General features: G+C 49.7%; 14 protein-coding genes. 9 read left to right on the top strand and 5 right to left on the bottom strand.

Annotated features, from left to right (window positions below; translation table 11 throughout):
- Positions 1-57: 57 nt before the first annotated feature.
- Positions 58-3,960 (top strand): carboxypeptidase-like regulatory domain-containing protein, encoded by a 3,903-nt coding sequence (locus KFE13_RS13840; protein ID WP_313900647.1) that lies wholly within the window; start codon positions 58-60, stop codon positions 3,958-3,960.
- Positions 3,961-4,864: 904 nt separating this feature from the next.
- Here the strand turns inward: KFE13_RS13840 and KFE13_RS13835 are convergent.
- The 3 genes from KFE13_RS13835 to KFE13_RS13825 all read right to left on the bottom strand — a co-directional run bounded on the left by KFE13_RS13835 (position 4,865) and on the right by KFE13_RS13825 (position 13,338).
- Positions 4,865-7,903, bottom strand: a complete 3,039-nt coding sequence (locus KFE13_RS13835) for a DOMON domain-containing protein (protein WP_260703695.1) — start codon at positions 7,901-7,903, stop codon at positions 4,865-4,867.
- 37 nt (positions 7,904-7,940) lie between these two features.
- The gene (locus KFE13_RS13830) at positions 7,941-11,774 is read right to left on the bottom strand and encodes a carboxypeptidase regulatory-like domain-containing protein (RefSeq protein ID WP_260703694.1); all 3,834 of its coding nucleotides are present in this window, start codon (positions 11,772-11,774) and stop codon (positions 7,941-7,943) included.
- A 391-nt stretch (positions 11,775-12,165) separates the two neighbouring features.
- Entirely contained in the window at positions 12,166-13,338 is a 1,173-nt protein-coding gene (locus KFE13_RS13825) for a substrate-binding domain-containing protein (protein ID WP_260703693.1), read from the bottom strand.
- 216 nt (positions 13,339-13,554) lie between these two features.
- Between KFE13_RS13825 and KFE13_RS13820 the strand changes: the two genes are divergently transcribed.
- The 3 genes from KFE13_RS13820 to KFE13_RS13810 are packed head-to-tail and all read left to right on the top strand — an operon-like array spanning position 13,555 to position 16,347.
- The gene (locus KFE13_RS13820; RefSeq protein ID WP_260703692.1) at positions 13,555-14,244 is read left to right on the top strand and encodes a D-lyxose/D-mannose family sugar isomerase; all 690 of its coding nucleotides are present in this window, start codon (positions 13,555-13,557) and stop codon (positions 14,242-14,244) included.
- A gap of 36 nt (positions 14,245-14,280) precedes the next feature.
- Positions 14,281-15,303 carry a beta/alpha barrel domain-containing protein gene (locus tag KFE13_RS13815; protein ID WP_260703691.1) on the top strand — a complete coding sequence of 341 codons (1,023 nt, stop codon included), beginning with the start codon at positions 14,281-14,283 and terminating at the stop codon, positions 15,301-15,303.
- A 24-nt stretch (positions 15,304-15,327) separates the two neighbouring features.
- Positions 15,328-16,347: a PfkB family carbohydrate kinase gene (locus KFE13_RS13810; protein ID WP_260703690.1), complete on the top strand. Its 1,020-nt coding sequence runs from the start codon at positions 15,328-15,330 to the stop codon at positions 16,345-16,347.
- Positions 16,348-16,368: 21 nt separating this feature from the next.
- Here KFE13_RS13810 and KFE13_RS13805 read toward each other — a convergent pair whose 3' ends face one another.
- Positions 16,369-17,724, bottom strand: a complete 1,356-nt coding sequence (locus KFE13_RS13805) for a glycerate kinase type-2 family protein (protein WP_260703689.1) — start codon at positions 17,722-17,724, stop codon at positions 16,369-16,371.
- 176 nt (positions 17,725-17,900) lie between these two features.
- Between KFE13_RS13805 and KFE13_RS13800 the strand changes: the two genes are divergently transcribed.
- The 5 genes from KFE13_RS13800 (at position 17,901) to KFE13_RS13780 (ending at position 23,402) form a co-directional block, all read left to right on the top strand.
- The gene (locus KFE13_RS13800; RefSeq protein ID WP_260703688.1) at positions 17,901-19,580 is read left to right on the top strand and encodes an L-lactate permease; all 1,680 of its coding nucleotides are present in this window, start codon (positions 17,901-17,903) and stop codon (positions 19,578-19,580) included.
- 35 nt (positions 19,581-19,615) lie between these two features.
- Positions 19,616-20,521, top strand: coding sequence for an NAD(P)-dependent oxidoreductase (locus KFE13_RS13795; protein WP_260703687.1), 906 nt, complete (start codon positions 19,616-19,618; stop codon positions 20,519-20,521).
- Between the two features lie 122 nt (positions 20,522-20,643).
- Positions 20,644-21,018, top strand: coding sequence for a hypothetical protein (locus tag KFE13_RS13790; RefSeq protein WP_260703686.1), 375 nt, complete (start codon positions 20,644-20,646; stop codon positions 21,016-21,018).
- Between the two features lie 60 nt (positions 21,019-21,078).
- Positions 21,079-22,317 (top strand): carboxylate--amine ligase, encoded by a 1,239-nt coding sequence (locus KFE13_RS13785; protein ID WP_260703685.1) that lies wholly within the window; start codon positions 21,079-21,081, stop codon positions 22,315-22,317.
- Between the two features lie 83 nt (positions 22,318-22,400).
- Positions 22,401-23,402: a polysaccharide deacetylase family protein gene (locus KFE13_RS13780; RefSeq protein ID WP_260703684.1), complete on the top strand. Its 1,002-nt coding sequence runs from the start codon at positions 22,401-22,403 to the stop codon at positions 23,400-23,402.
- On the opposite strand, the gene KFE13_RS13775 is transcribed toward KFE13_RS13780, so the two are convergent.
- Positions 23,399-24,472, bottom strand: coding sequence for a glycosyltransferase family 2 protein (locus KFE13_RS13775; RefSeq protein ID WP_260703683.1), 1,074 nt, complete (start codon positions 24,470-24,472; stop codon positions 23,399-23,401). The genes KFE13_RS13780 and KFE13_RS13775 overlap by 4 nt on opposite strands.
- Positions 24,473-24,489 lie beyond the last annotated feature (17 nt).

Below are 24,489 nucleotides of genomic sequence, written 5' to 3'. Positions count from 1 at the left end.
TCCCAGATCCCAAATTAAGTGATAATTTGCTGGTCATCGTTATCGGTAACTTATTAGATGAAAACGATATCAGGAAAAGGCTCAAGGCCATTTCCGTGTTTCTATTTGCGTGAGAAAGGGTTAGTCAGCATGCCTTTAAAGCACACGACGTGGACCGCTCTAGCCTGTTTGCTGTTCCTCTGTCCCCCTTTGACCTGGTCGCAGGCAACGACCTCCTTAGGAGGACGCGTAACCGATGCAGGTGGCGCAGTCATCCCTGGAGCAGATGTCAAACTCACGCGAACGACGACCGGATCTATCCGTACAGACCTAACAAATGGAAGTGGCGATTACCAGTTTTCACAACTGGCACCGGGACGTTACGAACTAACGATCAGTTCCAAAGGATTTACTACGGTGAAAAAGACGGGCATCGAACTTCTGGTAAGCCAGCCTGCCACGATCAATGTGGCGCTGAGTATAGCTACTGTTTCATCGGATGTGACAGTAAGCGCCGATGTTCAGCCCGTCCTCAATGTAACTGACGCAACGCTAGGCAATGCATTTTCTCAGCAGCAGATCGTCAATTTGCCAAGCGAAGCGAGGAATGTTCCCGACTTATTGAGCCTGCAACCGGGCGTTACGTTTCTGGGCCGAGAGAGTTCGAATACAGGCACAACATCGAACGGAAATACCAGTAACGACTCACGAAGTGGAGCAGTTAACGGTGGCCGCTCGGATCAGTCCAATATCACTCTGGATGGCGTTGACGTAAACGACATTAACATGGGCTATGCCTTTACCAGCGTATTGCGCGTATCGCAAGATGCAGTTGGGGATTTCCGCGTAATAACAAGTAATGCGAATGCTCAGGATGGGCGCTCTTCCGGAGCACAAGTAACGCTGGTTACCCGAAGTGGCACAAATGCATTTCATGGTGCGGTATATGCCTATAATCGCAATAATCTTTTTCAGGCTAACGACTTCTTCAATAAACAGACGCAGTTGAGTAACGGCTTGCCCAATACCCCGTTAAAACTGATTCGCAACGTATTTGGGGCCTCTGTTGGTGGACCAATCAAGAAACAAAAGTCCTTCTTCTTTCTGAACTACGAGGGGAGACGCGATACAGAAGGTTCTACTTCGAACAGCAATACGGTTCCAACCGCAGGCTTCCGATCTGGCAATCTAACCTATGTTTGCGCAGACGGGTCGGATTCTCGTTGCTCCCCGCTGAATGGGCAAATGGTTTATACCCTGCATCCATCCGATCTGAAAGCTATGGATCCACAAGGAATTGGAGTCAACCCTGCGGTTCTTGGGTTGATCAGTTCTTATCCTTTACCTAACAACAAATCTATTGGTGATGGATTCAACAACCAGGGATTCAGCTTTTCTTATGTCGCAAAACACAGCTATAACGCCTATACCGGAAGGCTCGACTGGGACATTATGGGCAATGGGAAGCATATGCTCTTCTGGCGTGGAAACCTACAAAACGACAGTGAGCCCAGCGGGCCGAAGTTTCCTGGACAACCTCCGAGCACAACCTTGCTGACGAACAGCAAGGGATTTGCAGCCGGCTATACGGAGCTTCTCAGTAATAATTTGGTAAATAACCTTGTATTCGGACTTACTCGCCAAGGATTTAGCAATAAAGGACTTTTGTCTGGACCCTATGTGACGTTGCAAGGGATTACCTCGTTCACACCTACGAGCTCATCCAATTCGACGATCATACCTGTCTATAATCTAGCAGATAATTTTAGCTGGATGAAGCACAACCACAATCTGGCCTTCGGAACTAATATTCGTTTTATCGAGACGATTACGTCCAGCAATGCACTTTCATACTCTAATGCGACCGGAACCTATCAATACCTCAACCCGCAGGCAATAGCTGGAAGCGGTGGACCATTTGACCCCGCAGCGTTTAACTATCCCGCGGTCGCTAAACAGTATGCAGGAAACTACAACGCAAGCCTGATGGGAATTGTTGGAATTATCAATGTTGGAAATGTCACCTACAACACCACGAAGAGCGGATCCACGCTTCCAGTTGGCGCACCTGTCACTCGCGATTATCGATGGAATGAATACGAATTTTTTGCACAGGATAGCTGGAAAGCACTTAGCACTTTGACGCTCACCTATGGAGTGCGCTACTCCTACCTTCAGGTCCCTGCAGAAACAACGGGAACACAGGTAGGAGTATGTAAAATTTTGAATAATGCCTGCGCCCCTGGGAATTTTTCGTTGACTGACTTTGTGAATAATAGCGGAACGTTAGCTGCTGCAGGACAAGCAGCTAGTGGTGCTGGAGAACTCGGGTTTCCCTTGAATGGACGCTATAACGGAAAGCCAGATTATTGGACGCCAGAGAAAACAAATTTTAGCCCACGATTTGCCATCGCATATTCACCCATTCCAAGTTCAGGTTTCGGAAAGAGGTTATTGGGAACCGGAAAGACCAGCATTCGAGCAGGGTATTCACTTGTGTTTGACCATTTTGGCGCGGCCATTGTGAATAACTTCGTAAATGAAGGATCGTTTGGTCTTGCCACAACTCTTCAGACTAGTGCTGGAGCGCTGAAGATCGAAAACGCCCCTCGATTTACCGGTGTGAATAATGTTCCTCAAAGCCTTCTACCTCCGCCACCCAAGATCGGCTTCCCCGGCATCCCTGTAAGTAGCGGCCCAACGAGTGGGGCGATTTACTGGTCCCAGGATTCCTCGATCAAAACCCCTTATTCGCATGTCGTGGATCTTTCTATCGCACGTGAGATTCGCAACGGGTCCTCGTTTGAGATCACGTATGTCGGGCGTTTCGGCCGTCACCTGCTGGAGCAGGAAGATGTTGCCATGCCAACGAATTTGGCCGCCGCAGGAACAACTTATTTTGCGGCTGCGGCACAGATGTCGAAGATGGCTCGAGTTAACAATGGTGCCGGTGTCGATGTCTCCACTGTTCAACCAATCGCCTACTGGCAACAGTTGTTTGGTGTTCTTGACGGAAAGGATATTGGGTTTGGCCCTGGCTTCACTGCAACGCAGAATATTTATCAGCTTTATCAACTGAACTTATATAACGAAGCCAACGCACTATATGCGCTAGACATGCCTGATGCAGCAACAGGTGCCGGAATCAATGCCAACGGGGCCTATCCATCCAACCGCTTCTTTCATGATCAGTTCTCCGCACTCTATGCGTGGAGATCAATCGGTACATCAAATTACAATGCCCTTCAGGCTGTCTATCGACAACGATTTGGACTTGGCCTGCAAGCAGATTTCAATTACACCTATTCAAAGTCGCTGGACGCGACCTCGCAGGCGGAGCGCCTGGGATCTTCGGGATCAACGAATGACGCGCAAATCTTCAATACATGGAATCCTAATCAGCTTTATGGCCCCTCGGATTACGATCTGCGCCACCAAATTAATGCAAATTACATCTGGAAGTTGCCTTTTGGCCGTGGCCAGCGGTTTGGGTCTTCAATTTCCCGTTTTAAAGATTTGTTGATCGGTGGTTGGCAGACCACAGGAATCGTTCGTTGGACTAGCGGCTTGCCATTTGATGTCAATAACGGGAATAACTTCCCTACTAACTATGATATTCAGGGATTTGCGACACAGATTGGAAGGATTCCTGGCGGCCGTGGATCCTTAGCACAACGCTTTGCGAACCCCTCATTAGTTCTCAAAGCATTTGACTTTGCCCTGCCGGGCGAATCGGGAACAAGGAATCCGCTTCGTGGTGATGGCTACTTCGAGGAAGATGCAGGCCTGGAAAAAGCATTTTCTGTAAACGAGCGCTTTAAAGTGAAGGCAGGAATCGAACTATTCAACGTCACGAACAGCGTGCGTTTTGACGCAAAGACCATCTCCGCACGCATCGATAATCCAAATGACTTCGGGGTTGCGACAGGCCTGTTAACCAATTACCGACTAGCCCAGTTCCATGCGCGAGTTGAATTTTAAGCAGATAAGCCCTCCATACACCCAAAATCTACTTAGGTGAGATTACGCCCCATTGGTTCAGGACGAAAGATTCCAATGAGAAGATTCCCATTGGTTTAGCGAAATTCTAGCCGCTGTAGCCGTACTTCCGCGGCAGGGGTACCCCTCCGCGATAGGGAGTCTTGCTCACCGGGGGCGTCACGGTGATCTACTCTGTGATGGTGGCCTCTGGGCGGACGCACTTTACCGACTTAAGCCAGTTCATTATTCAACTGGTCGCCGGCATCTCCATGTTGGCATGGCCGCAGATCTGCTTCTCAGCGTACTCCAGACTGAAAAAGGGAGATGCTCGGTGCGTGTTGGACACGTGGCGTGTAACCCGCGGCACGACAGGCCCTGCTTCAACCAATCACAGAGACAGACGCACAAATCCAGTCGGCACCGGTCTCTTTCTACAGCATCGGCACAAGCCTGCTGAATTTAGAATTTCACTTAAATAACGCATGGGCAGCATGTACATTGCGTTAGGAGAAGCAGATTGCATCTTCCCCTCCATATCCTGCTATCACCAATTCATGCTGAGCCGCTGATCCTGCGCTGCGCTGGAGGTTGTCATAAACGATGATGAACTGCTCCAATTTACATTGGGTACAGCGAAGTGGCGCGTGTTCGTCGTATTGAAGCCTTGCTTTGAAGGTTGCCGTCAATCGTTCATGCAGAGGGAAGATTTCGATTACAGCGCTGCAGCTAAACCAACATCTCTTACTTCGTCAACCGCAAGTTGGAGATAGACACAACTACGGGACGCATCAAAAACGATAGTACTGCCATGCAGTTGTGGGGCCGCGAATACCAACAGAGATGGGAACCGAAAGCCTGATCATCTTTTCTCGAAATGCTCTGGCAAGAAGAGTCATTTCTATAGCTATTGTTCAGCGCTAAACTCAAGCTCATTCGCCCAATGCGTTTTCCAGTCATCATGAAATGTGATTGAGTTCGTGATGGAAACGCTGCGATCAGCCGCCAACTCGTGAGCTGGTCCTTTATTGTCATTCACACGGCACGTGAACTTCACTGGTTTTCCAGCCGCGATCAGGGCGCGCACTGCGGGCATCTCACTCCACGGAATAGCCGCTTCTACAAGCCTCGTATTGTCTTGACGTCGAATAACAAGTTGACCGGTTACCGGGCCACCATCAACAGGCGACCTCGGCTGTCTTGGAAAAAAGTGCTTCCGTGGCATTCCTGGCGACTGCAATCTCCATATCTCCGCTCCGCCACCATATGTATCGGCTATTGGGTTCAGTGCATATTCATAATCCGTATCCCAATAGGTAATAAAGTGCGGCATTACGCCAAGAGGATGCGGCAACCACGGCTTGTCCTTAAGAACATTAAAGGCTATCTGAACGTTGTCATGTTCGCCGCTTCCTGAAGGTACGTCGAAATGCTTGCGATAAGAATAGTGTCGTGTGTTCGCAGGCCATGTGAGCATCTTGCCATCAGTATCTTCTGCACGATCGGGGTAGAAGTAGGAGTCATCATCACGCTTGGCGAAACGAAGCATTCCGGGATCGGATGTGGTATCGGAAATTTTGGCTGCAAAATAGAAATTGGTATCGTCATAAGCAAGATAAACAGTCGAAATTCCATTCGTCACGCCTTGACTGAAATCTGTAAACGGTAGCCACGCTTCTTCTGTCATATTGACGCCGATCCCCGAACCTGGCATTACCTGCGGAAGCACACCTCTCCAATCAGCGAGATCTCCATCAACCTGGATCGTTCGATGTGCGATTTGATTCACATGAACTTCTTCCCGCAATACAGAATGCCCATCAATCCCATCGAATTCAGCGGAAAGGTTATATGTATTGCTTGCAACAGGTTTCTCGTTAGCTATAGAGAATAGGATGTCCTTCGTTTCATTTGCGGCCAAGGATATAGTCTGGTGCGCTATTACGAATTTCAAACCTTCGAGCGCAACATGTATCTGTCCTGTAACAGGACGATTAAGAATGTTGGTCAATGAAAGACGCAGCGTGGATCCCTGATCGACCGGCGTCATCATGTCGTGAGCAATAATCTCAACAGGCGTGTACCCTGTCACATTTGCATTCTTCAACTCCGCCAAAAGCCTTGCAAATGATCCGATACGGCCATCACCACGTAGAAAATAACCCCTTCCATTCAGAGGTACGTGGATCGTATCGCTGTCGCTCTGTATCTCATTGCCGTAAAAATCATACGCCCGAATAAAGTGGCCCTGATTCGATACGGTCAGCTCTGCATCTGGTAAAAGTTTTACCGAACGAAAGACCGTACGATTTGGATCGTAGAGCGCCTTGAGGTCACCAAGAACGACAACCGTTCCATCCTCTTCCTGCGCTTGCTTTTCCCCAGTAGATATCCCGTCAAAAACAAAAATCCAGGGCAGTCCGTTCTGAAAGAGAAGACGGTTGAATGCACGCTGCCCAATAAACTTCTGTGTCGCGGCAACTGCAGCAGCTGGCACCCATGCTTGCACTACAGGATAGACCTGACCATCAAGTCGAACATTGTGGCTGTCATAGACGTTTCCGCCATACACCCCAGCCGTGCGCGACTGTCCCTGCGCACGCATCGACGCAATAACTCCAGCGACACGGTCTTCCGAATTAGCAATCCAGCTCTCTGTATCCCACACACGAACCGGGCCATACTCACTCTTCCGATTCATCCACTCTGGAACCTCCGAGGGGTCCGCCGAGAGCATCTGATAGTGCACGCTGACAAAGTCCAACCATTTCAAATATTTGTCCGTACCATCCGCAAAGAGCTTGTCCCGTGCATTAGACGACGAACACGTACCACCAATCAGAACCTTCACTCCGGCCTTTGCACGCGCAGCTTCCACTCCAAGAGCCATGTGCGTGAATATCTCCTGATAACGAGGGATATCCGCACCCCAACCTGAAATGGAAATACTCTCCCACGGCTCGTTCCATAACTCGACCGCATTCACATTTCCCTTGGGCCATCCGTAATTCGTGGATATGCGTTGCACCCAGTCCTGAAAATCTTTGTCGTAGCTCGGCAGCCACGCCATGTCCGACTTTGTCTTCAGCATCTTGCTTTCTGAAGAAAGCCACGGGCGTGGCCTACCCAACGGCTGCGTCGTCATACTGCCGTTATCGAGTGTCAACATGGCAGTGACATCATGCTTTTGCACCCACTGCATGTAACGATCCAACTCCTGCATATTCTTCATATACTCAGGAGCACTCTCCGGCGCATAGGATGCTCCTAGTCGCATCCCTTTAATACCTAGTTTTTCAAAGAGCACCAGCACGCCTTCATTCATGTACTGTGGCCATGTCGCATCCAGAGCATAGGTTGGATACTGAACGCGTCCTGTGTCCGGTTGAATCGAGCGCACCAGCGCCGAGGCAAAAGCTCTGCCGTGCCCGGTGAGGTCCGCAATCAGGACATATCCCCCAAAACGTTCTGGTACTGCTGGGCGTACGGTGACATCCTGAAATCCCTCTGGCGCAAGATTGACCTCGAATAGCGTCACGCCTTCTTCGGCTAGTTTCGAGACATGTGGGACCCAGATATCTCCAACCGCTACAGCCGTTTGATACCGAATAAGCTGGAACATTCCATGCGCGTGCAGCCTTTGTTTAGTCTTGTTGGTAAAGCGATAAGTCAACACAAGCTTCTCGTCTGGCAAAAGCACGTTTGCCATGGTGTCGCTCCCGGCCTTTACAGCTATCTCCTGAACCGTGTAATCCGCAGCCTGCTCACTTGCATTTAAACCAAAAGCTTCTGCATAGCCAGGCATCTTGGCCCCAGTCACCATCTGTGCAATCAACCGCACTGGGAGTGAAATCAACAGGAAGAAGTAGAGAGAAAAAGTAATGCCAACGCGCACCAATATCACCATAGAAACAGGACCCACCGACAGTAGCTTTAAATACAACATGGGCGGTTTTCAGCTTTGCTGAAACCGCCCAATAAAGTTAGAAGATAAACTCAGCTCCAACACGAATAATGCGCGACATGCCTGCCGTCTGACCAGCGTTGAACTGACCAAAAGTAGAAGATGTCACCGGTGTAACAACACCCGTGACATTATTAGTCGTAACCGAGCTTTGCAATTGTCCATTTGATCCGTAATACACCGGATGATTAAAGGCATTGCTGAAGGTTCCGGTAACATTCACCTTATACCTCTCAGTAAAGCTGAAGCCCTTGCTGACCATCGCATCAAACATCGTCTCACGTGGGCTTCTTGCGCCTGCTAGTGTACGCGGCGCATTTCCCAGCGCAGGATTATTTGGTGATCCCGGTGTCGCGAACGCAGCTGGATTCAGATACGGCACAAACTGTCCATTAAACACATTCTGCTTCCAGTTTTTATTGATCAGAGGAACTCCCGGAACAATATTCGGACGCAGCTTGAAGTTCGCAGGCAACGCCCCTCCGCTGCAATACTGATTATTTCCTGATGTCGTACATCCAGCAGTCCCCTTGGGGGTAAACGATGTAAAGTAGCCTGAAGTTCCAAGCACGACTTGAGCCGGGAATCCCGACCCCATCGTGAAGATGCCCGAGGTGGTTAGATTGCCAATCAGTTGATTCACGAGCCAGTTATGGCCGTCGAACCTTTTTCCTCTTCCAAGCGGAAGCTGGTAGACATAGCCTGCCTTTAACCTACTCGGCTGATCATAGCTAGCCACGGCCCATTCATTCGAAAGATCAAGCGGGTTTTGCGCTAGTGCAGCACCAAATCCACCGGAGTTCGCCCCAGTATTCGTATTCGGGACATTATCCAGAGACTTCGACCAGCTGTAGTTCGCCAGCAATGAGAAACCGCTCCCAAACCTCTGATTTATGCTCGCATAGAAGCCGTTGTACTCCGATGTTCCAATACGCGGAAAAACTTCAGGTAGTGGTTGATTAAAGAAATTTTGATAAGGATTGAGCAATTGCAAATTGCTTTCCGGGATTAAAGCACCATTCTGCGTAATCCCCCATTGGTTTGGAGATGTAAAGTTCAGATTGGCATGATTTTGTACCGCAGTCACAAGCTGGCCAACACCTGGAACATTCAGATTTCTGTTTCCAGGATTATTTGATCCATTGAATGCTCCTGCTAGATGTGTTCCTTTTAACCCTTGGTATGTAGCTTGCAGCAGAGTCTTTGTTCCTGCCTGATATTGCATTGTCAACGACCATGTCTGCGAATACGGCACGGCATTCGAATGCGAAATATATACCGGAGCAAGGCCGGTAGAATAGAGAATTGGTCCTCGATTCCCATTCAATGCTGTATAAGCCGAGGTTAGCGGCCCCACCGGGTTGGTAATATAGTTGGTGATGGCATTGGGTGAAACACCTCCCGATAGATATGTGACTGTCTGTGAAGAGACATTGAAGTTAGGATCGGGTACATTCTCATAGCCGCTCAGTGGAAGACGCGACATCATATACGCAGCACGAACCGTCATCCTCTCCGTTGGCGCATACGCGATACCAATACGCGGTTCCAGTCCATAGAAATTCGTCGGCCACATCGAACGCGGTAAACCGCAGGCACCTGAGAAACAGAATGCGGTTGACGTTGCGAATCCATTCAAATTGCCCGGTGTAAACGCGAGATATGCCTGGTTGTTAAATTTCTCCGAACGCGGCGTCTCTACTTCGTACCGCACGCCAAGGTTCAATGTAAGCTTTGGCGTTACACGCCAGTCATCTTGGAAGTAACCCGCATAGTAGCGCCAGCGATAGTAGCCTGGTACCGTGACCGGCGTATTCGAAAAAGTAGAAATTGTGCCAAGAATAAACGTAGCAAGGGGTGCGCCGCCCGCCGCACCATTGTTCGTCTGGTTCCCTGAGAAGGTATATTTACCGCCCGTCGCACCGCTTAGATCATATTGATTCGATTGAATCCAGCGAACATCGACTCCGAACTGAAAAACATGACGGCCGAGCGTCCAGGTTACGTCGTCTCCAACAATAAAATTTTGATCCACCTGTTGCGCGGCATTTCCCACGCCCATCTGCATCGTGTATGCAACACCATTCGCATTTAGATTGCCAAGACTGGGAAAGCCCTTGCCAAATGTGGCTGGGGTCAAACCATACTTCGCCGCATAGTCTTGAGACTGCGCACTGTGCGGGGCGAGTCGTTGTTGATTAACCCGCAGAAAGGAGTAACGGAATACATTAACTACCGAGTTGGAAAAGAGATGCGTATAGCCAACCGCTATATTATGTGTGCGCGCAGCATCGCTCGGTACAATCGTCAGAGGATTAGTCGCATCCACAGCAAAGAAGCGGGTCGCGATCACCGGTATCACTGTATACCGCACAAAAATCTGATTCGCATTATTGAATTGATGATCGATACGGAACGAATAGCGATTGTCTTCGTTAATTACGCCGCGACCATACACAGCATTCGTTCCATCATTTTGCGAATCTGCGTTTGGTGAGTCGAACTTGATATAAGGCCCTGGGTTACTCGGCGTTGGAAACTGCGACAGAACGAACTGTGCTAACGGGTTTTTAGCCAACTGCTGAGATACATCATCGTTCGGAACTGAGCGAATCTGAGATTGGCTGAAAGGACCATTCGGAAATCCGTTGGCATCAACTGTCGACTGGTAATTGATCGTTCCAATCCGTGGCGCTGCTAATGCAGCAGCATACCCCTGACTCTTCAAAATCGATTGATTCAACAACGCCAGTGAATTATGCAGATGTCCCGAAAGCTCATCCGGTGTCGGGAAAGTTCCTCGAAACGCAAATCGATTCCGCATACGTGCTGGCTCTACGCCGACATAAAAGAACGTCTTATCATGTCCGTTGTAAATCTTGGGGAGCCACACAGGGCCACCTATATAAAAGCCGTAGTAGTTTTCGTGTAACGCGTTCGCCGCACTATTACCTAACGGAAATGCATTGAAATAAGGGTCTGTATGTCGCCACGTGATTGCACCATGATATTCATTCGTCCCCGGCTTGCTGGTCTGTACAATCACGCCACTACTAGTGCGACCATATTTCGCAGAAAGACCTGTGACCACAACTGTCGTCTCCTGCACATCCCGGCCCGAGAGATTCACTCCTGCCCTGGCATAACTTCCCTGTGTCACATCTGATCCGTCCACAAGAATCGAATTGGTTCCAGGAGGAGCGCCTCCGATACTAATACTTGCACCCGGCACAACATAGCTCGTATAAGCGTTCGGATTTTCTGTCGCGACTCCACCTGGCTGTAGAGGATCACCATTAACACCGGGTACTAATAAGGAAGCTTCAAGTGAACTGCGCTCAGGATAGGGTAGGCTTTCGACCACCGCATGATCCACAGTCGTCGTCACATCCGACGTATCCTTAGACAGGAGTGCATCCATCGATGTCACTGTTACAACTTCGGTGGCCCTTCCAGCCCGCAATGAAACATTTACCGTGGTAGCTTGAGCCGCACTTACCGTAACGGAACTTGTAAGTGCCTTCTCAAAACCCGTCTTCGTGACAGTCACCTCATACACTCCCGGGTTTAGTGAAATAACATTATAGATACCCAGGCCATTTGTCTTCGCGGATTGCCTCACACCAGTCGCAGTATTAAATACGTCTACAAGGGCATCGGGAACAACTGCATCGCTGGAATCCCTGACTGTTCCGGCAATCGTTCCCTGTCCCGTCTGGCCCCGAAGCGCATGAGGATTCAGAAGAAACATCATCAAAAGAAGGGCCAAAAACATACTCGCCCGCAACCAGAGCCTTAAATATTCGCGTAGCGCCAAATATCTCTCATCTAATTTGGTCTTTATTGTCTTCATTCCATTCTCCCTGAGAGCCTCAAAGTCGTCCCTTCGCACATATCTGACCGAGCCAACATCATCGGACTGCATAGCAGGCATGAGAATGGAACGGCGAACTATTCATTGAGTTCGAGAAGGTTTTTATTGCGCCGAAAGAAAGACTGTCAACGCTCAAATCTCACTTTTCATTCATTCGAAAATCATTTTATTTTTGTTTAGACATTCAAATGAAAATAGATGCCTATTTTTCTGGATTTTAGGCAAAAGGTTTTACATTTTTCGTGCATTATCGCTAAAAATATAGGAACAGCTTGGTATTAGCTGTTCACTAACATCTAAATTTGTCTGCGCGGATTCGCCTCAAAATTCGTTTTATAGGATAAAACGAAAACCTCACCAAAAACAACGCTTAGATAAAGCGCTTTGGGATATGCTGCATCCAGTTATCATTCGGATAGATCTTATTGACATTCTCTGGAGTGAGGATTTCGTGCTCAATAAAGATTGCTGGTGGCACGGGTTTTCGGTTGAGAATATCGAGCGCTAACTGAATAATTTTTAAACCATATGTTTCAGGAAAGTAGGCCACTGAGCAGACTAAACGGCTAGATGATCTTCTTAGCTCTTCGCGGACCAGCCCACTACCATCCTGCCCCGCAATGGCGCACTCTTTTTCTATACCTGCTTCACGAAACGCTTGCAGAGCAGCCATCGCAGTCGTATCGTTCACCGCTCCAATCAAAGCTCGTTCCACTCTACGCCTACGCAGGTGTTTCCGCACCAGGTCAAGTGTAGCTTCAAATTGTCCACCTTTAGTGTCATAATGGTGGCGAGGTATATCGGCCCCACCTGGTAGAAGCTCCGTAATGCCATCGACTATTCCTGTTAAGCGAGCATTAAGCAATGGCCCCGCTGCATCGACGCCTAACAAGATCAACTGCTCTGCATGCCCCTTCCAATACCTCGTTGTCCAACGTGCAAGATAGCGGCCAGCCATACGCCCAGCTTTGTAATTGTCTGCTCCAAAATAGATAGCGCCCGGATGCGGGATATCTAAGGCTATAAAAGGTATTCGCGCATCCGAAAACTTCGCCGCAATTTGCGCCGCAACATTCAGATTGATCTGCGAATCGATCACCAGATCTACGTTCTCCGCGACGAAAGTCTCGGCGTTCTGCAGAGCTGTCCGTGCGCTAAATTTATTGTTCAATATGAGCAATTCGATATTCGCTGCATTTGCAGCAGTGATCAGTCCGTCTGTTACAGATGTTGTAAAGGGGAGTAAATTGCTCTGCGAGGCATAGCCGAGACGAAATCGTCTTGCTTTCGTTGTCTGAATCGATGATCGGTAGCCCTGCTTCCCAGCACGTTCAAGTAGCCCTGTTTCAACCAGGGTTTCCAGCAATCGAAAGGTAGTGCCTCGATTGAGTTTGGCTCGCCCGGCAACGACATGTAAATCAAGAACTTCCGATGTTGAAGCGAAGGCATTCAACACGGCAACAGCCCGCACAACAGCTTGAACCGTATAAGACCGTTTGCGCACTGGATACTTAGTATCGTGTGGAGCAGGCAATGATTTCATATAGTGAAATACTCTAGCATTTTTGAGGACAAGCTAAACCCAAACAGATTCAGGTTTTCATAAGCCCATCTCACGCATATTCTCATCGCGAAAGAGAATTTTGTTTTACAGTGCAAAACGATTAGCAACAAATAATGATTTCGATATCATCTTCTTCTCGGCTATACGTATTCTTGCATTGTCCTGAAACGTTGGTGTGCTGTCGAAAGGAAAGAATTGAAACGGTCTGAGATAAATTCATATATTGCCGAAGCGATAGATTTTTTTGCGGCAAACCACTTTTTTCTCCCTCCCTTCGCGAGTTGGACTCCAGATATGTGGCGCCTTTGCGGAAAGGAAGTTGACGAGATTCAACTAAGTAAACTTGGATGGGATATAACGGATTTTGGCTCTGGCAATTTTCTATCGTGCGGCCTCACACTCTTTACACTTCGCAATGGTGGAGATGATAAAACTGGCTATTTTAAACCATACGCAGAAAAGATCATGCTTGTTCGAGAACAACAGGTGACCCCTTTACATTGTCATCACACCAAAACGGAAGACATCATCAACCGAGGTGGTCTTACTACAAATGGCGACCTTGTCGTCCAGCTCTATCATTCCACTGCGGGTGGAAAACTGGCGGATACATCAGTCCACGTCATCTGCGATGGCATTCTTCGAAAGATTGATGCGGGCAAAACAGTAACACTAAAAGCTGGCGAATCGATAACTCTTCTACCACACACCTATCACACTTTTTACGCAACGAATGGCCCTGCACTTATCGGGGAAATTTCGTCTACCAATAATGATGCAGATGACAACTATTTCCATCTTCCTATACCGCGCTTCCCTGTTATAGAAGAAGATGAACCACCTCTGCGCCTACTCTGCACAGAATATTTAAAGCGCACATGCTAAAGCCTCAAACAAATATCGTTCGCAATTCTTAGAGATATGCAAAAAACTTTGGCCACTAAACTGGAAGCATTTCAAAAATCTCCCAGCAATCGTGCTTTTATCATCGCTGACGCGAAAGACGCCGATATGGCATTTGGTATTGGCGCACCGGGCAAAAATCACCACGGAAATCAACGTAGCCTTCCCGAATTTCGTGATCAGATTCGTGAGATTGTTGCCCAGGGTTTTGTCGACATCATGTTAATGTCTGCAAGTACCTCTGAAATTTTATCTATTCAAGAACGTATCTTTGAAAACTCTCCTGTGACACCTGCCGTCCGTGCAAATGATACGACGGATATTCATGTTGTTCGCGGATCTTCATATGCTGAGATGCCTTCAAAACCCTTCTCATCGACAACCATCGACCATATTCAAATGGGCCGCGTTCTGCCCCCCCATGAGCTCCGAAAATCATACGTTAACCTTGGACTCTATTCTGTCACTTTCAACAATCAGCCCGACTACGATCTGGCTACGATGCAGGCATACAAGGATTTCCGTCTTGAAGCAGAGACGAAAACATTTCATCATTTTCTTGAAGTCTTCGGCCCCAATATTCCATCCGACATACATAGAATCCCGAAGGAAGCAATCCCGTCCTTCGTGAATGATCATATCGTTCGCCTGCTGGCGGGACTTCCAACAATTGCCAGGCCACTTTTTTTGAAAATCCCTTACTATGGCCCCGCAGCGATGGAAGAGATTTGCACGTATGATCCCTCTCTTGTTGTAGGCGTACTTGGTGGTTCCGCAGGAACAACACATGATGCGTTTGCGTTATTGCATTCGGCAAAAAAATGCGGTGCTCGTGTTGCTCTATTTGGCCGAAAAATTAATACTGCAGAACACCAATTGTCATTTATTGAGCATCTCCGCAGGGTCGCGGACGACGAATTATCCCCTGCAGAAGCCGTAAGTTCCTATCACGGCGCCCTGACTAAGCTAAACATTCCACCGCAGCGGTCACTGAAGCAAGATATGGAACTAACGTCGCCCGTACTGAGCTACGGCAAGTAAGCCATTAAACGAATACATTCATCCATGCAGCAAGAACACAAATCCGTAAGCATTCTCTCCCCGAAGAGCTATGATGTTCTTGCCATAGGGATCGCTGCCGTAGACGATCTTTTGTATATTTCATCCTATCCTCCGCCCAACATTAAAATTGCAGTTGAAGCCAAGAAGCGCTATGGCGGGGGACCCGCCTGCACTGCTATCGCTACCGTCGGCACACTCCGAGGACGATCCGCGTTTTGTGCGCGCTTAGGGGGCGATGAGCTGTCGCAGTACATTGAACAACAGCTGCAAACAAAAAATATAGACACCTCTCACATCATTCGAGATTGCATCGCAGCCCCATACCACAGCACGATTGTGGTCGATAGCTTAGGCAATCGCAATGTGTTTTATGATGCCTCGAAATTTCGTCCACTCGCACCAGAAGATATCCCCGATTCCCTTCTTTTGTCAGCGTGCCTTGTGTTACTGGATCACGTGTCGGGGCATGTGCCCATTGATGTAGCAAGAAAAATACGTAATATAGGCATTCCACTTTTATGCGATATCGAAGGTAAATCCGAGCCTGCCAAGCAACTAGCCGAACTTGCAGACTATCTAGTTGTTCCTTATGAATTCGCCCGTTGGGCGAGTAACGCTGAAAATCCGCATGAAGCCTGTTTGCATCTTGCAAAAGCAGGACGAGCGGCCACTGTAGTAACAGCAGGAGCAGATGGTTGTTACTACGCAAGCAACCGTCATAGTAATGTTACGCATCTTCCAGCCTTCGAAGTTGATGCCTTCGACACAAATGGCTGTGGCGATACATTTCATGGAGCATTTGCGCTTGCTATAGCCCGTGAGATCCCGCTGGATGAAGCAATTTTATTTGCTTCAGCGGCTGCCGCCATCAAAGCTTCGGGACGCAACGATGCCCGGAAGGGTTGGGATGCGATACCAACACTTGAAGACATAATTCTCCTGCTGCGGTCGTCGCCAGAAATACCCTTTCAAGCGGGCTTATTAAAGAACATTACGAAGATAGCTACAACGACACGGCTATGACATCGGATAAGATTGCGTAAATTATTCATCCGCTAGCAGCACACGCAAATCTCGCAGGTTATTGCCTGTTGGACCTGTAATAACGGTATCTCCGATAGCATTCAGAAACGAGAAGGAATCGAACCTGCTCAACGCTCTCTGCGCTTCAAATCTCCGCTCAAGCACTGTAGTGATATCAACGGCCGCACCTGCTGCCATACTATTTCCGTCAATACCATCCGAACCCACCGATAAGATCACGGTAGATTCCAGCTTTTGAAGTTGCAGTGCACTGTAGAGCGCGAAGTGCTGATTTCTCCCTCCAGCACGCTTTTCATGATTCGAACAAGACAAGCGTACCGTCACTTCGCCAGCCGAGATAAGGCAGACTCGGCCATGTTCCCGTCGTAGCACTCTAAGGCGATTAAGCAGATAGTCTGCCGCCGCGGCATAATCCCAATCGTCGCAGCTATTATCGATAAATGTCTTAAATCCACATCGTCCTGCAGCTTCACTGGCCGCAACCGCCAGATCATCGGAAGAAAGCACGGAAAAAATATTCTCTCGGATCTCACCAACTTTCGGAGTTTCTACAAATTGCGGCGTCATAAAGAATCGCTGAACAGATTCAGGAAACTGCGGAAGCAATGCATATTTCTCAAGAATAGCTCTGCACTGTTCTACCGTAGATGAATCGGGCACGGTAGGCCCGGACGAAAGACTATCCAACTGCCCCGATGGCACATCGGAGACAGCAAGCGTGATATGACGAAGATCCTTCGCGGCCAACGCAAGACGCCCACCCTTCACAGCTGAGAAATGTTTCCGGATGCAATTGATCTCTATGATGGAGGCGCCACTCTGCACGAGTGCTCGATGAAATTGAGCGGTATCTTCGAGCGAAATGGAGGGGTCTAGAGGAAGTTCAAACATCGCAGATCCCCCACCACTCATCAGGAAAAAGCAGAAAGTCTCACTCGCCCTGGAGTCCTCGACAGAAAAAACCAATAAATCCAGAGCCTTGCGCGCAGCTGCAAATGAAGCTTCATTGGGAAGAGGGTGTCCGCCCCGGAAATAAGAGATACCGGCAGGTAAATTTTCCAAGCCGTCAGGCGCATCGAGAACACCCAGCACCTCACGGCCATCCACAATCGATCGCTGCTCAAGAAAAGCCTGCAATAGGCTGCCAGCCCCCTTGCCAATTGCGATTGTCAGGATGCGCTTCACTTCTGAAAGATCGGCACACTCCACTCCCCCCAATCGAAGAATGTTGTCTTTGGCGCTGACTTTTGATGCAAATGCCCGAGACACCGAGCAAGCATCCATGGCCTCTTCGAATATGCGGTGTGCCATTTCGCGGAGAGACTTCAATTTTGAACTGAATCCTGGATCGCTCATAAAAATAAGGCTTTTGTCCTAAACATGGAAAGCATCTTCTTAGACCTCTGCCACTCAAACTGGCAAAAATCATACAAGCTCACGTGATCAGCAGCGCAACCTATTCTTCAACACATACAATCATTGTGTCGGCAGCACCCACTTCAAACTTGATTCGGCTCTCAGGAGACACCATATTGACCTGGCAGCAATCGTATTTCCTCTTCCATTTTGGCCTTGCCACTTCTTTTCTTCTGGCTGCGTTGCCCATTATTGCGATGCTCCTGCTGCTTGGCGTCTTCCGCAGGCCGGCATGGATAGCCGGCATCATAGGTCTAATCATCACATTTCTGCTGGCTACAGCGGGCTACCATATGCCCATCAGAGCTGCATGTAGTGCAATCCTTTACGGCGCAGCCTTTGGACTGTTTCCTATATGCTGGATCATCTTCTGGGCTCTTATCCTTTTTCGTATCACAGTGGAGACAGGACGCTTCGAAATCATCAAGAACTCCATTGGTCGTCTCACGCCTGATCCGCGATTGCAGGCCATACTCATAGCATTTGCATTCGGAGGCTTCCTTGAGGGGGCATCTGGATTCGGAACGCCTGTTGCCATCGCGTCCACGATGCTCATCGGACTTGGCTTTTCTCCGTTTAGCGCATCAGCCATCTGCCTGCTCACCAACACAGCTCCCGTAGCCTTTGGTTCCATCGGGATCCCGATATACACACTTGCCGGAACAACAGGACTTCCTCTCAATAAATTAAGTGCTGCCGTAGGTGCGCTCTGTTCTCCAATCGCCGTCATCATACCTCTCCATCTCATGATGGCCATTGGCGGAAAGCGTGCATTACAAGGAATTGTCTTCCCCTGCATGCTCGCAGGTGTCGTCTTCGGTGGAGGTCAGTATCTTGTGTCAACACACTTCGGCCCTGCTCTCACCGACATCCTTGCATCCGTCGCAACAATAGCAGTGCTCATCATCTATCTGAAGAATACTGCTCCCGCCGATCCATCCTCTCCACACCTCGTACACAGCTCGGCATTCTGGAGACTCTCTCGCACGGAGAACGAGACAGAATCCGCTAACATCTCTCGTCAAGGAAGCACACCTGCCGACTATTCCTTTACTCAGGTCCTTGGCGCGTGGATGCCCTATGGCCTCGTCGTCTGCTGCGTCCTGCTTTGGGGCATCCAGCCGATGCAGCATCTGCTCGGTTCGGTAACCATCGTTATCAAATGGCCTTATCTGCACGACATAGTGCACAGAATGCCGCCGATCGTGGCCAATGAATCCCCCTACCACGCACTCTTTACCCTGAATTGGCTCGCTGCGCCAGGCACAGCTTGCATGGTGGCAGCCCTTCTTTCTGCTGTTTTACTTCGTGTCAGGCCAGCCCGCTTCGGCAATATTTTGCTGTTCGTCATCAGACAGCTACGCTTCCCTGTCGCAACCATTACGTTAGTGTTAGGCATTGCTTTTCTGATGAATTATTGTGGAGCAACTGCCACGCTCGGCCTCGCTTTCGCCGCAACCGGCCCATTTTTCCCATTCTTCAGCGTCTTGCTTGGCTGGGTTGGAGTCTTCCTGACCGGCTCAGATACTTCATCGAATGCACTCTTCGGCAATCTCCAGGTTGTTACCGCAAACAAGCTCGGCTTCTCACCAGTATTAATGGCAGCCGCAAACTCATCAGGTGGAGTTATGGGGAAGATGATCAGCCTGCAAACCATCGCCGTTGCCGCAGCGTCCACCGGTCTTACGGCCCAGCAGCAGGTCAGGCTCTTTCGCTTTACCTTCCGCCACAGCCTTCTCCTCATCATCATGACAGGCGGTATTGCCATGCTCTACGCCTATTTCACTCACCTCTAAACCATGCACAATCCAAGTAAAGGGGATACACACCAATGGCAAATTTAGGATTTCTTGGCCTCGGCATCATGGGTGGTCCGATGGCCAAACACCTCATCGACGCAGGACACACCGTAGCACTCTGGTCGCACAATCCCTCCAAAGCGCAGCAACTGGCCGCACAAGGCGGCACTGCGTATGCAACACCGGCCAATGTCGCCGAAGTAAGTGATTGCATCTTCCTCTGTGTCGGAGACACCGCCATGGTGCGTGAAGTCATCCTCGGCAAAGATGGCCTCATCGAAAAGGCCAAACCTGGCACAATCATCGTCGATTGCAGTACCGTCTCTCCTTCCGAAAGTCGTCGAATCGGCGAAGAGCTTGCCATAAAAAACATCGAATTCCTCGATGCCCCTTGCACGGGCTCCAAAGCCGGAGCGGAAAACGGGCAACTCACTTTTATGGTTGGCGGCAAGAAGGAGATCTTTGAGAAGATCACCCCTTACTTTCAAGCCATGGGCAAGCTGCTCTACTACTGCGGCGGCCCTGGCATGGGACTTCATGCCAAACTGTCCCAAAACATGATCCTCGGCAATCTGCTGCAAGCGTTCAACGAAAGCATGGTTCTCGCAACCAAAGCTGGAGTTGATCCAGAGATCATGCTCGATATCCTCAACAACAGCGCGGCTAAATCGACGTTTATCTCCGTCAAAGCCCCTATGGTCTTCAAACGCGACTTCACAACTAACTTCTCCGTCAAGTGGCTGGAAAAAGATATGCAGCTCATGCTGGATTCCGCCGCTGAGCTCAACATCCCCGCTCCCGTAACGTCGCTGTCCCGGCAAATGCTTCGCGCTGCCATCGCAAAAGGTTACGGCGAAGACGACATTTGCGGCTCCATCCGCCTTCTCGAAGACCTCACCGGAACGGAAGTGAAAGCATCCGGAACTCCTTCTAACTAAGCCTCCTCTACTCGGTCAGATACAACTCTGGCCGAGTGCTTTATCTGGACGCGATAACAGCGATCTGTTTCAATCGTCATACAGTTGGCTCGGGCACCTGTCTTGAGCAGACGGAAGCGACTATGCGTAAGCTACTCACCCAATCTGGATTGATCTGCAGCGCATTGCACACTCTTGCACTACCGCTCGTGTTTTGTGGCGCATTAGTGGCTCAGGCAGTTGATACGTCAAAACAAGACAGCGGCTCAGCAACCAAACAAACTCAGGCTGCTACAGCTACCAATCAAAAATCCACTTCATCCTCGCCAATGACCCCTGCGGAAAAGCGGAGAGCTGATCTCCAGGCCGACACAGAAAAACTCTATCGTCTGACCCAGGAGCTGAAGGCCGAGGTAGAGAAGAGCAATAAAGATACGCTCTCCGTCTCTGTCATTAAAAAGGCGCAAGAGGTAGAGCAGCTCGCAAAAAGCATCAAAGAGCGCTCAAAGAATCCATAGAGCCACTCGCCAACACCACTCCGACTATCCGCATCTCACATGAAAGAAGGAAACCCTTGCTTGACGGCAACTCATGCAAAAAATAGTTGGCCGCCAGTCGTAGTCGCCAGCGTCTATCAAACCGGACTCAACCTTATGCGTGATCTTCTGCGTCAAGGCGTTCGTGTAGTTGGGATAGACTATGATGCTTCGCACGAAGGTTTCCGCTCCTCGTACGGCAAGTCGCATCTATGCCCCAATCCCGATACCTCCCCGGCAGACTGGGTCGCCTTCATGATCGGCCTCGCTAACCAGCTCGGCACAAAACCGGTCATCATCCCGGCAGCCGATATCTTCGTTGCGGCTTTAGGAAATCATGCAAAAGAGCTTCAGGCCCACTATATCTTTTCCCTCGAATCCATCGCCGTGCAGGCTGCCCTTGCCACAAAAGAGCAGCAATATGCGCTAGCCGCTCAACACAACCTGCCCATTCCACGCACGGCCTATATACAGTCTCGGGCCGATCTCGAACGATTCACCGCGGAAGCCCGCTTCCCGTGCCTCATCAAACCACGCCATCAACGCGAGTGGGACTCTCTTCCCGAAGGCAACAAACTGCGCGGCTTGAAACTGATCACCGCCGAGACGCCAGCCTCCCTACTCGACAATTATTCGCAGGCAGAAACCTATCGCCCCGAAGCAGTCGTACAGGAAATCATCTCTGGCGGAGACGACGCTAAATTCTGCTATCTCTCCGTTTACGGCTCCGATAGCCGTCGCATCGGCTACTCTGTCGTCCACGAACTTCGCGCAAACCCAATCCTCTTTGGCTCAGGCTCCATGGTGGAACCAGTCATCGATCAGGAGATCGCCGCACTATGCGATAACTTTCTGCGCAGCATTCGCTACGTTGGCATCTGTGAGATTGAAGTCAAAAGAGACACCCGGGACGGCGTAGTACGTCTCATCGAAGCCAATCCACGTTACAGCGTTACCGCAGATGCTGCCATTTACGCTGGGGTTCCTATCGGCTGGCTGCACTATCTCGATCTCATCGGACAGCCGATCGAACCCATGGAAACCACCAACTTCAATTTCCGGCATGTCGTTCTACGTCGCGACATCCCGGCTATGCCACGTTATGTAGAGCGCGGTATTCTGACGTGGAAGCAACTATTTAGCAGCTACAAAAGCAATCTGCATTTTTTTGACTTCGATCTCCGCGACCTTCGTCCCACACTGGAAACAATGAGGTTCTGCGCACGCGTTGCAATTGGAACACTATTGCGTTCAGTTGGTTTGTTGCGAAAGCTTGAGTAAGTACGTGTGCTCGTAATTCTCACTGCATCAAACGAATAAGCAATTAGGGACCGTTATCGAATCATTGGGGGAATTCTTACCGCATGTCCAAAAGATCTCTAGCCGCCAACCTACTCAGGCGACTTGGCGTTCTTCATACGCTTGAGGCTCTCCGCTCCAAGCCGGGAATTCTCATCGCAACGCATCATCGAATCGGCAATGCCAGCGCCTCACGCTTTGACCGCGCGCTCTATAGTGCCTCGACCGATGAACTCGACCAGCAACTCAAGTACTTTAAACGCCACTTTCATGTCGTCGACGGCGAAGAACTCGAAGCCATTGTCTCGGGCAAAGAAAAACTCACCCACATGAGCGTCGCCATCACGTTTGACGACGGATATATCGACGACTATCTGACCTCCTTTAATATCCTCAAGTCCAACGACTGTACAGGATTCTTTTTTCTCGTCTCTGAGTATGTCGGCACCAACACAATCCCCTGGTGGGACGAAATCGCTTATCGTGTCCGCAACACAAAAAAGACGAGCCTTTCGTTTCAGTATCCAGTTCCTCTCACGATCAATCTCACATCAGACCGTCAACCCGCCATTCGTACTGTACTCAGTCATTACAAGCGACCCGATAACCATCATGGCGAAAAGCTGCTGGAGCAGCTCCGCCTTCAAACCGAATGCGAGCTTCCCATAACAGGCCGCCGCTTTATCAATTGGGAAGAAACGAGAGAGATGCAGGCCGCCGGCATGACCATCGGATCGCATACCCGGTCCCATCGCATCCTTGGCCAGCTCTCCCCCGAAGACCAGTGGCTCGAGCTCTCAAAATCCAAGAAGGCGATCGAAGAAGGAATCGGCAGCTCCATTACTTCGATTGCCTATCCCGTAGGCATCTATGGCAGTTTCAATCAAACAACCGAACGAATTGCGCAGGAACTCGGCTATCGTTTAGGCTTCTCTTTTTATGGAGGCGTCAACACGCCTCAGCGCATGCAGCCCACGAATCTGCTTCGCATGGCGACCAATCCTGACGCCCTGCTCTTCCGCGCAGAAACACTCTTCCTCTCACGCATTGGATGGCTTCCCTATTAGGCGCGTGAAAGAACCTCTTCCTTCTGAGATACGTTTTCGAAACGTCGTAAAGCAGGTCTCTGACTGTAAAGCTTCACACATGCTACAAGCATGTTTGGCATTCGAAAATCCGAGCTGTATTCACCGCCTCGATTGAGCCACCCGTGCCATAGCCCGGCAAGAATCGCATTTCTGCTCTGCTCTTTTGCGTTCAGACGATTGTAATGCCGCATAAATCCGTTGAAGCTATACCACCGTAGCCGAAGGCTTCCCCATAAACCCAGGTGTTTTCTCCAGAATCGGCTTTCATTCCGCGCCATGTAATACCAGTAATGCGGCTTGATCTCGAACGGCTGTGTATTACGATTCTTCTCCAGATGCCGCACCGTTGTGCGCGCGTCAATAACATTGCGATAACCTGCTGCAGCACTTCGCAGCGAATAGTCAATATCTTCAAAATAAGCAAAAAAGGTCGAATCTAGCACTCCAATCCTTCGGGCCAGTTCCACTCGAACGAGCATCGCCGTTCCAATCACAAGTCCGGCAGTGGGATACCGCTCTTTCCATTCTGCAGCAACAGCAGGATCGTTCGTCTCCTCATAGAGCTTGCGCTTCAAGGAAATCACACCGCCTGCAAAGGTGAGTCGGTTCTGATCCAATGCACCAATCTGCGGCGAAACCAGACCGATATGCGTATCGCTCTCAGCCAGTTCCACCAGTGAGGCCAGTGTCCCTGGCTCGACCAAAGCATCGTTATTCAGCAGCCATACATAGTCGGCATTCATCTCAAGCGCGCGTTCAATACCGAAATTGCAGCCACCTGTATACCCGACGTTGGCAGGTGATTCCAAAATCTCAATACGATCACCAGCCCATCGCCGCAGCTCAACATTCGAGCCATCGCGAGAGCCATTATCAACGACCAGCACACGAAAATTGGAGTACTCCATCGCCCGCACCGATTGCAGTGCGGCCTCAGTCTCGCCAAGACTGTTCCAATTCAGAATGACGATAAGAACAGACGGAACCCGCGTGCCGGTCACGAATGGGGAGTTAAAAGCCATTTCTAATATTTTGATGCAATCGAACAATATGCCGTGTGTGAAAA

Origin of the sequence: Edaphobacter flagellatus (genome assembly GCF_025264665.1) — a bacterium.
Taxonomy (GTDB): Bacteria; Acidobacteriota; Terriglobia; order Terriglobales; family Acidobacteriaceae; genus Edaphobacter; species Edaphobacter flagellatus.
The sequence above is the reverse complement of the archived record's forward strand: the minus strand, read 5'-3'. Positions and strand labels throughout refer to the sequence as shown.

What these genes read in the sequence shown, in the direction of transcription:
- KFE13_RS13840 (WP_313900647.1), top strand. Translation starts at nt 58, where the DNA reads ATGAAAACGATATCAGGAAAAGGCTCAAGGCCATTTCCGTGTTTCTAT.
- KFE13_RS13835 (WP_260703695.1), bottom strand. Translation starts at nt 7,903, where the DNA reads ATGTTGTATTTAAAGCTACTGTCGGTGGGTCCTGTTTCTATGGTGATA.
- KFE13_RS13830 (WP_260703694.1), bottom strand. Translation starts at nt 11,774, where the DNA reads ATGAAGACAATAAAGACCAAATTAGATGAGAGATATTTGGCGCTACGC.
- KFE13_RS13825 (WP_260703693.1), bottom strand. Translation starts at nt 13,338, where the DNA reads ATGAAATCATTGCCTGCTCCACACGATACTAAGTATCCAGTGCGCAAA.
- KFE13_RS13815 (WP_260703691.1), top strand. Translation starts at nt 14,281, where the DNA reads ATGCAAAAAACTTTGGCCACTAAACTGGAAGCATTTCAAAAATCTCCC.
- KFE13_RS13810 (WP_260703690.1), top strand. Translation starts at nt 15,328, where the DNA reads ATGCAGCAAGAACACAAATCCGTAAGCATTCTCTCCCCGAAGAGCTAT.
- KFE13_RS13805 (WP_260703689.1), bottom strand. Translation starts at nt 17,724, where the DNA reads ATGAGCGATCCAGGATTCAGTTCAAAATTGAAGTCTCTCCGCGAAATG.
- KFE13_RS13795 (WP_260703687.1), top strand. Translation starts at nt 19,616, where the DNA reads ATGGCAAATTTAGGATTTCTTGGCCTCGGCATCATGGGTGGTCCGATG.
- KFE13_RS13790 (WP_260703686.1), top strand. Translation starts at nt 20,644, where the DNA reads ATGCGTAAGCTACTCACCCAATCTGGATTGATCTGCAGCGCATTGCAC.
- KFE13_RS13780 (WP_260703684.1), top strand. Translation starts at nt 22,401, where the DNA reads ATGTCCAAAAGATCTCTAGCCGCCAACCTACTCAGGCGACTTGGCGTT.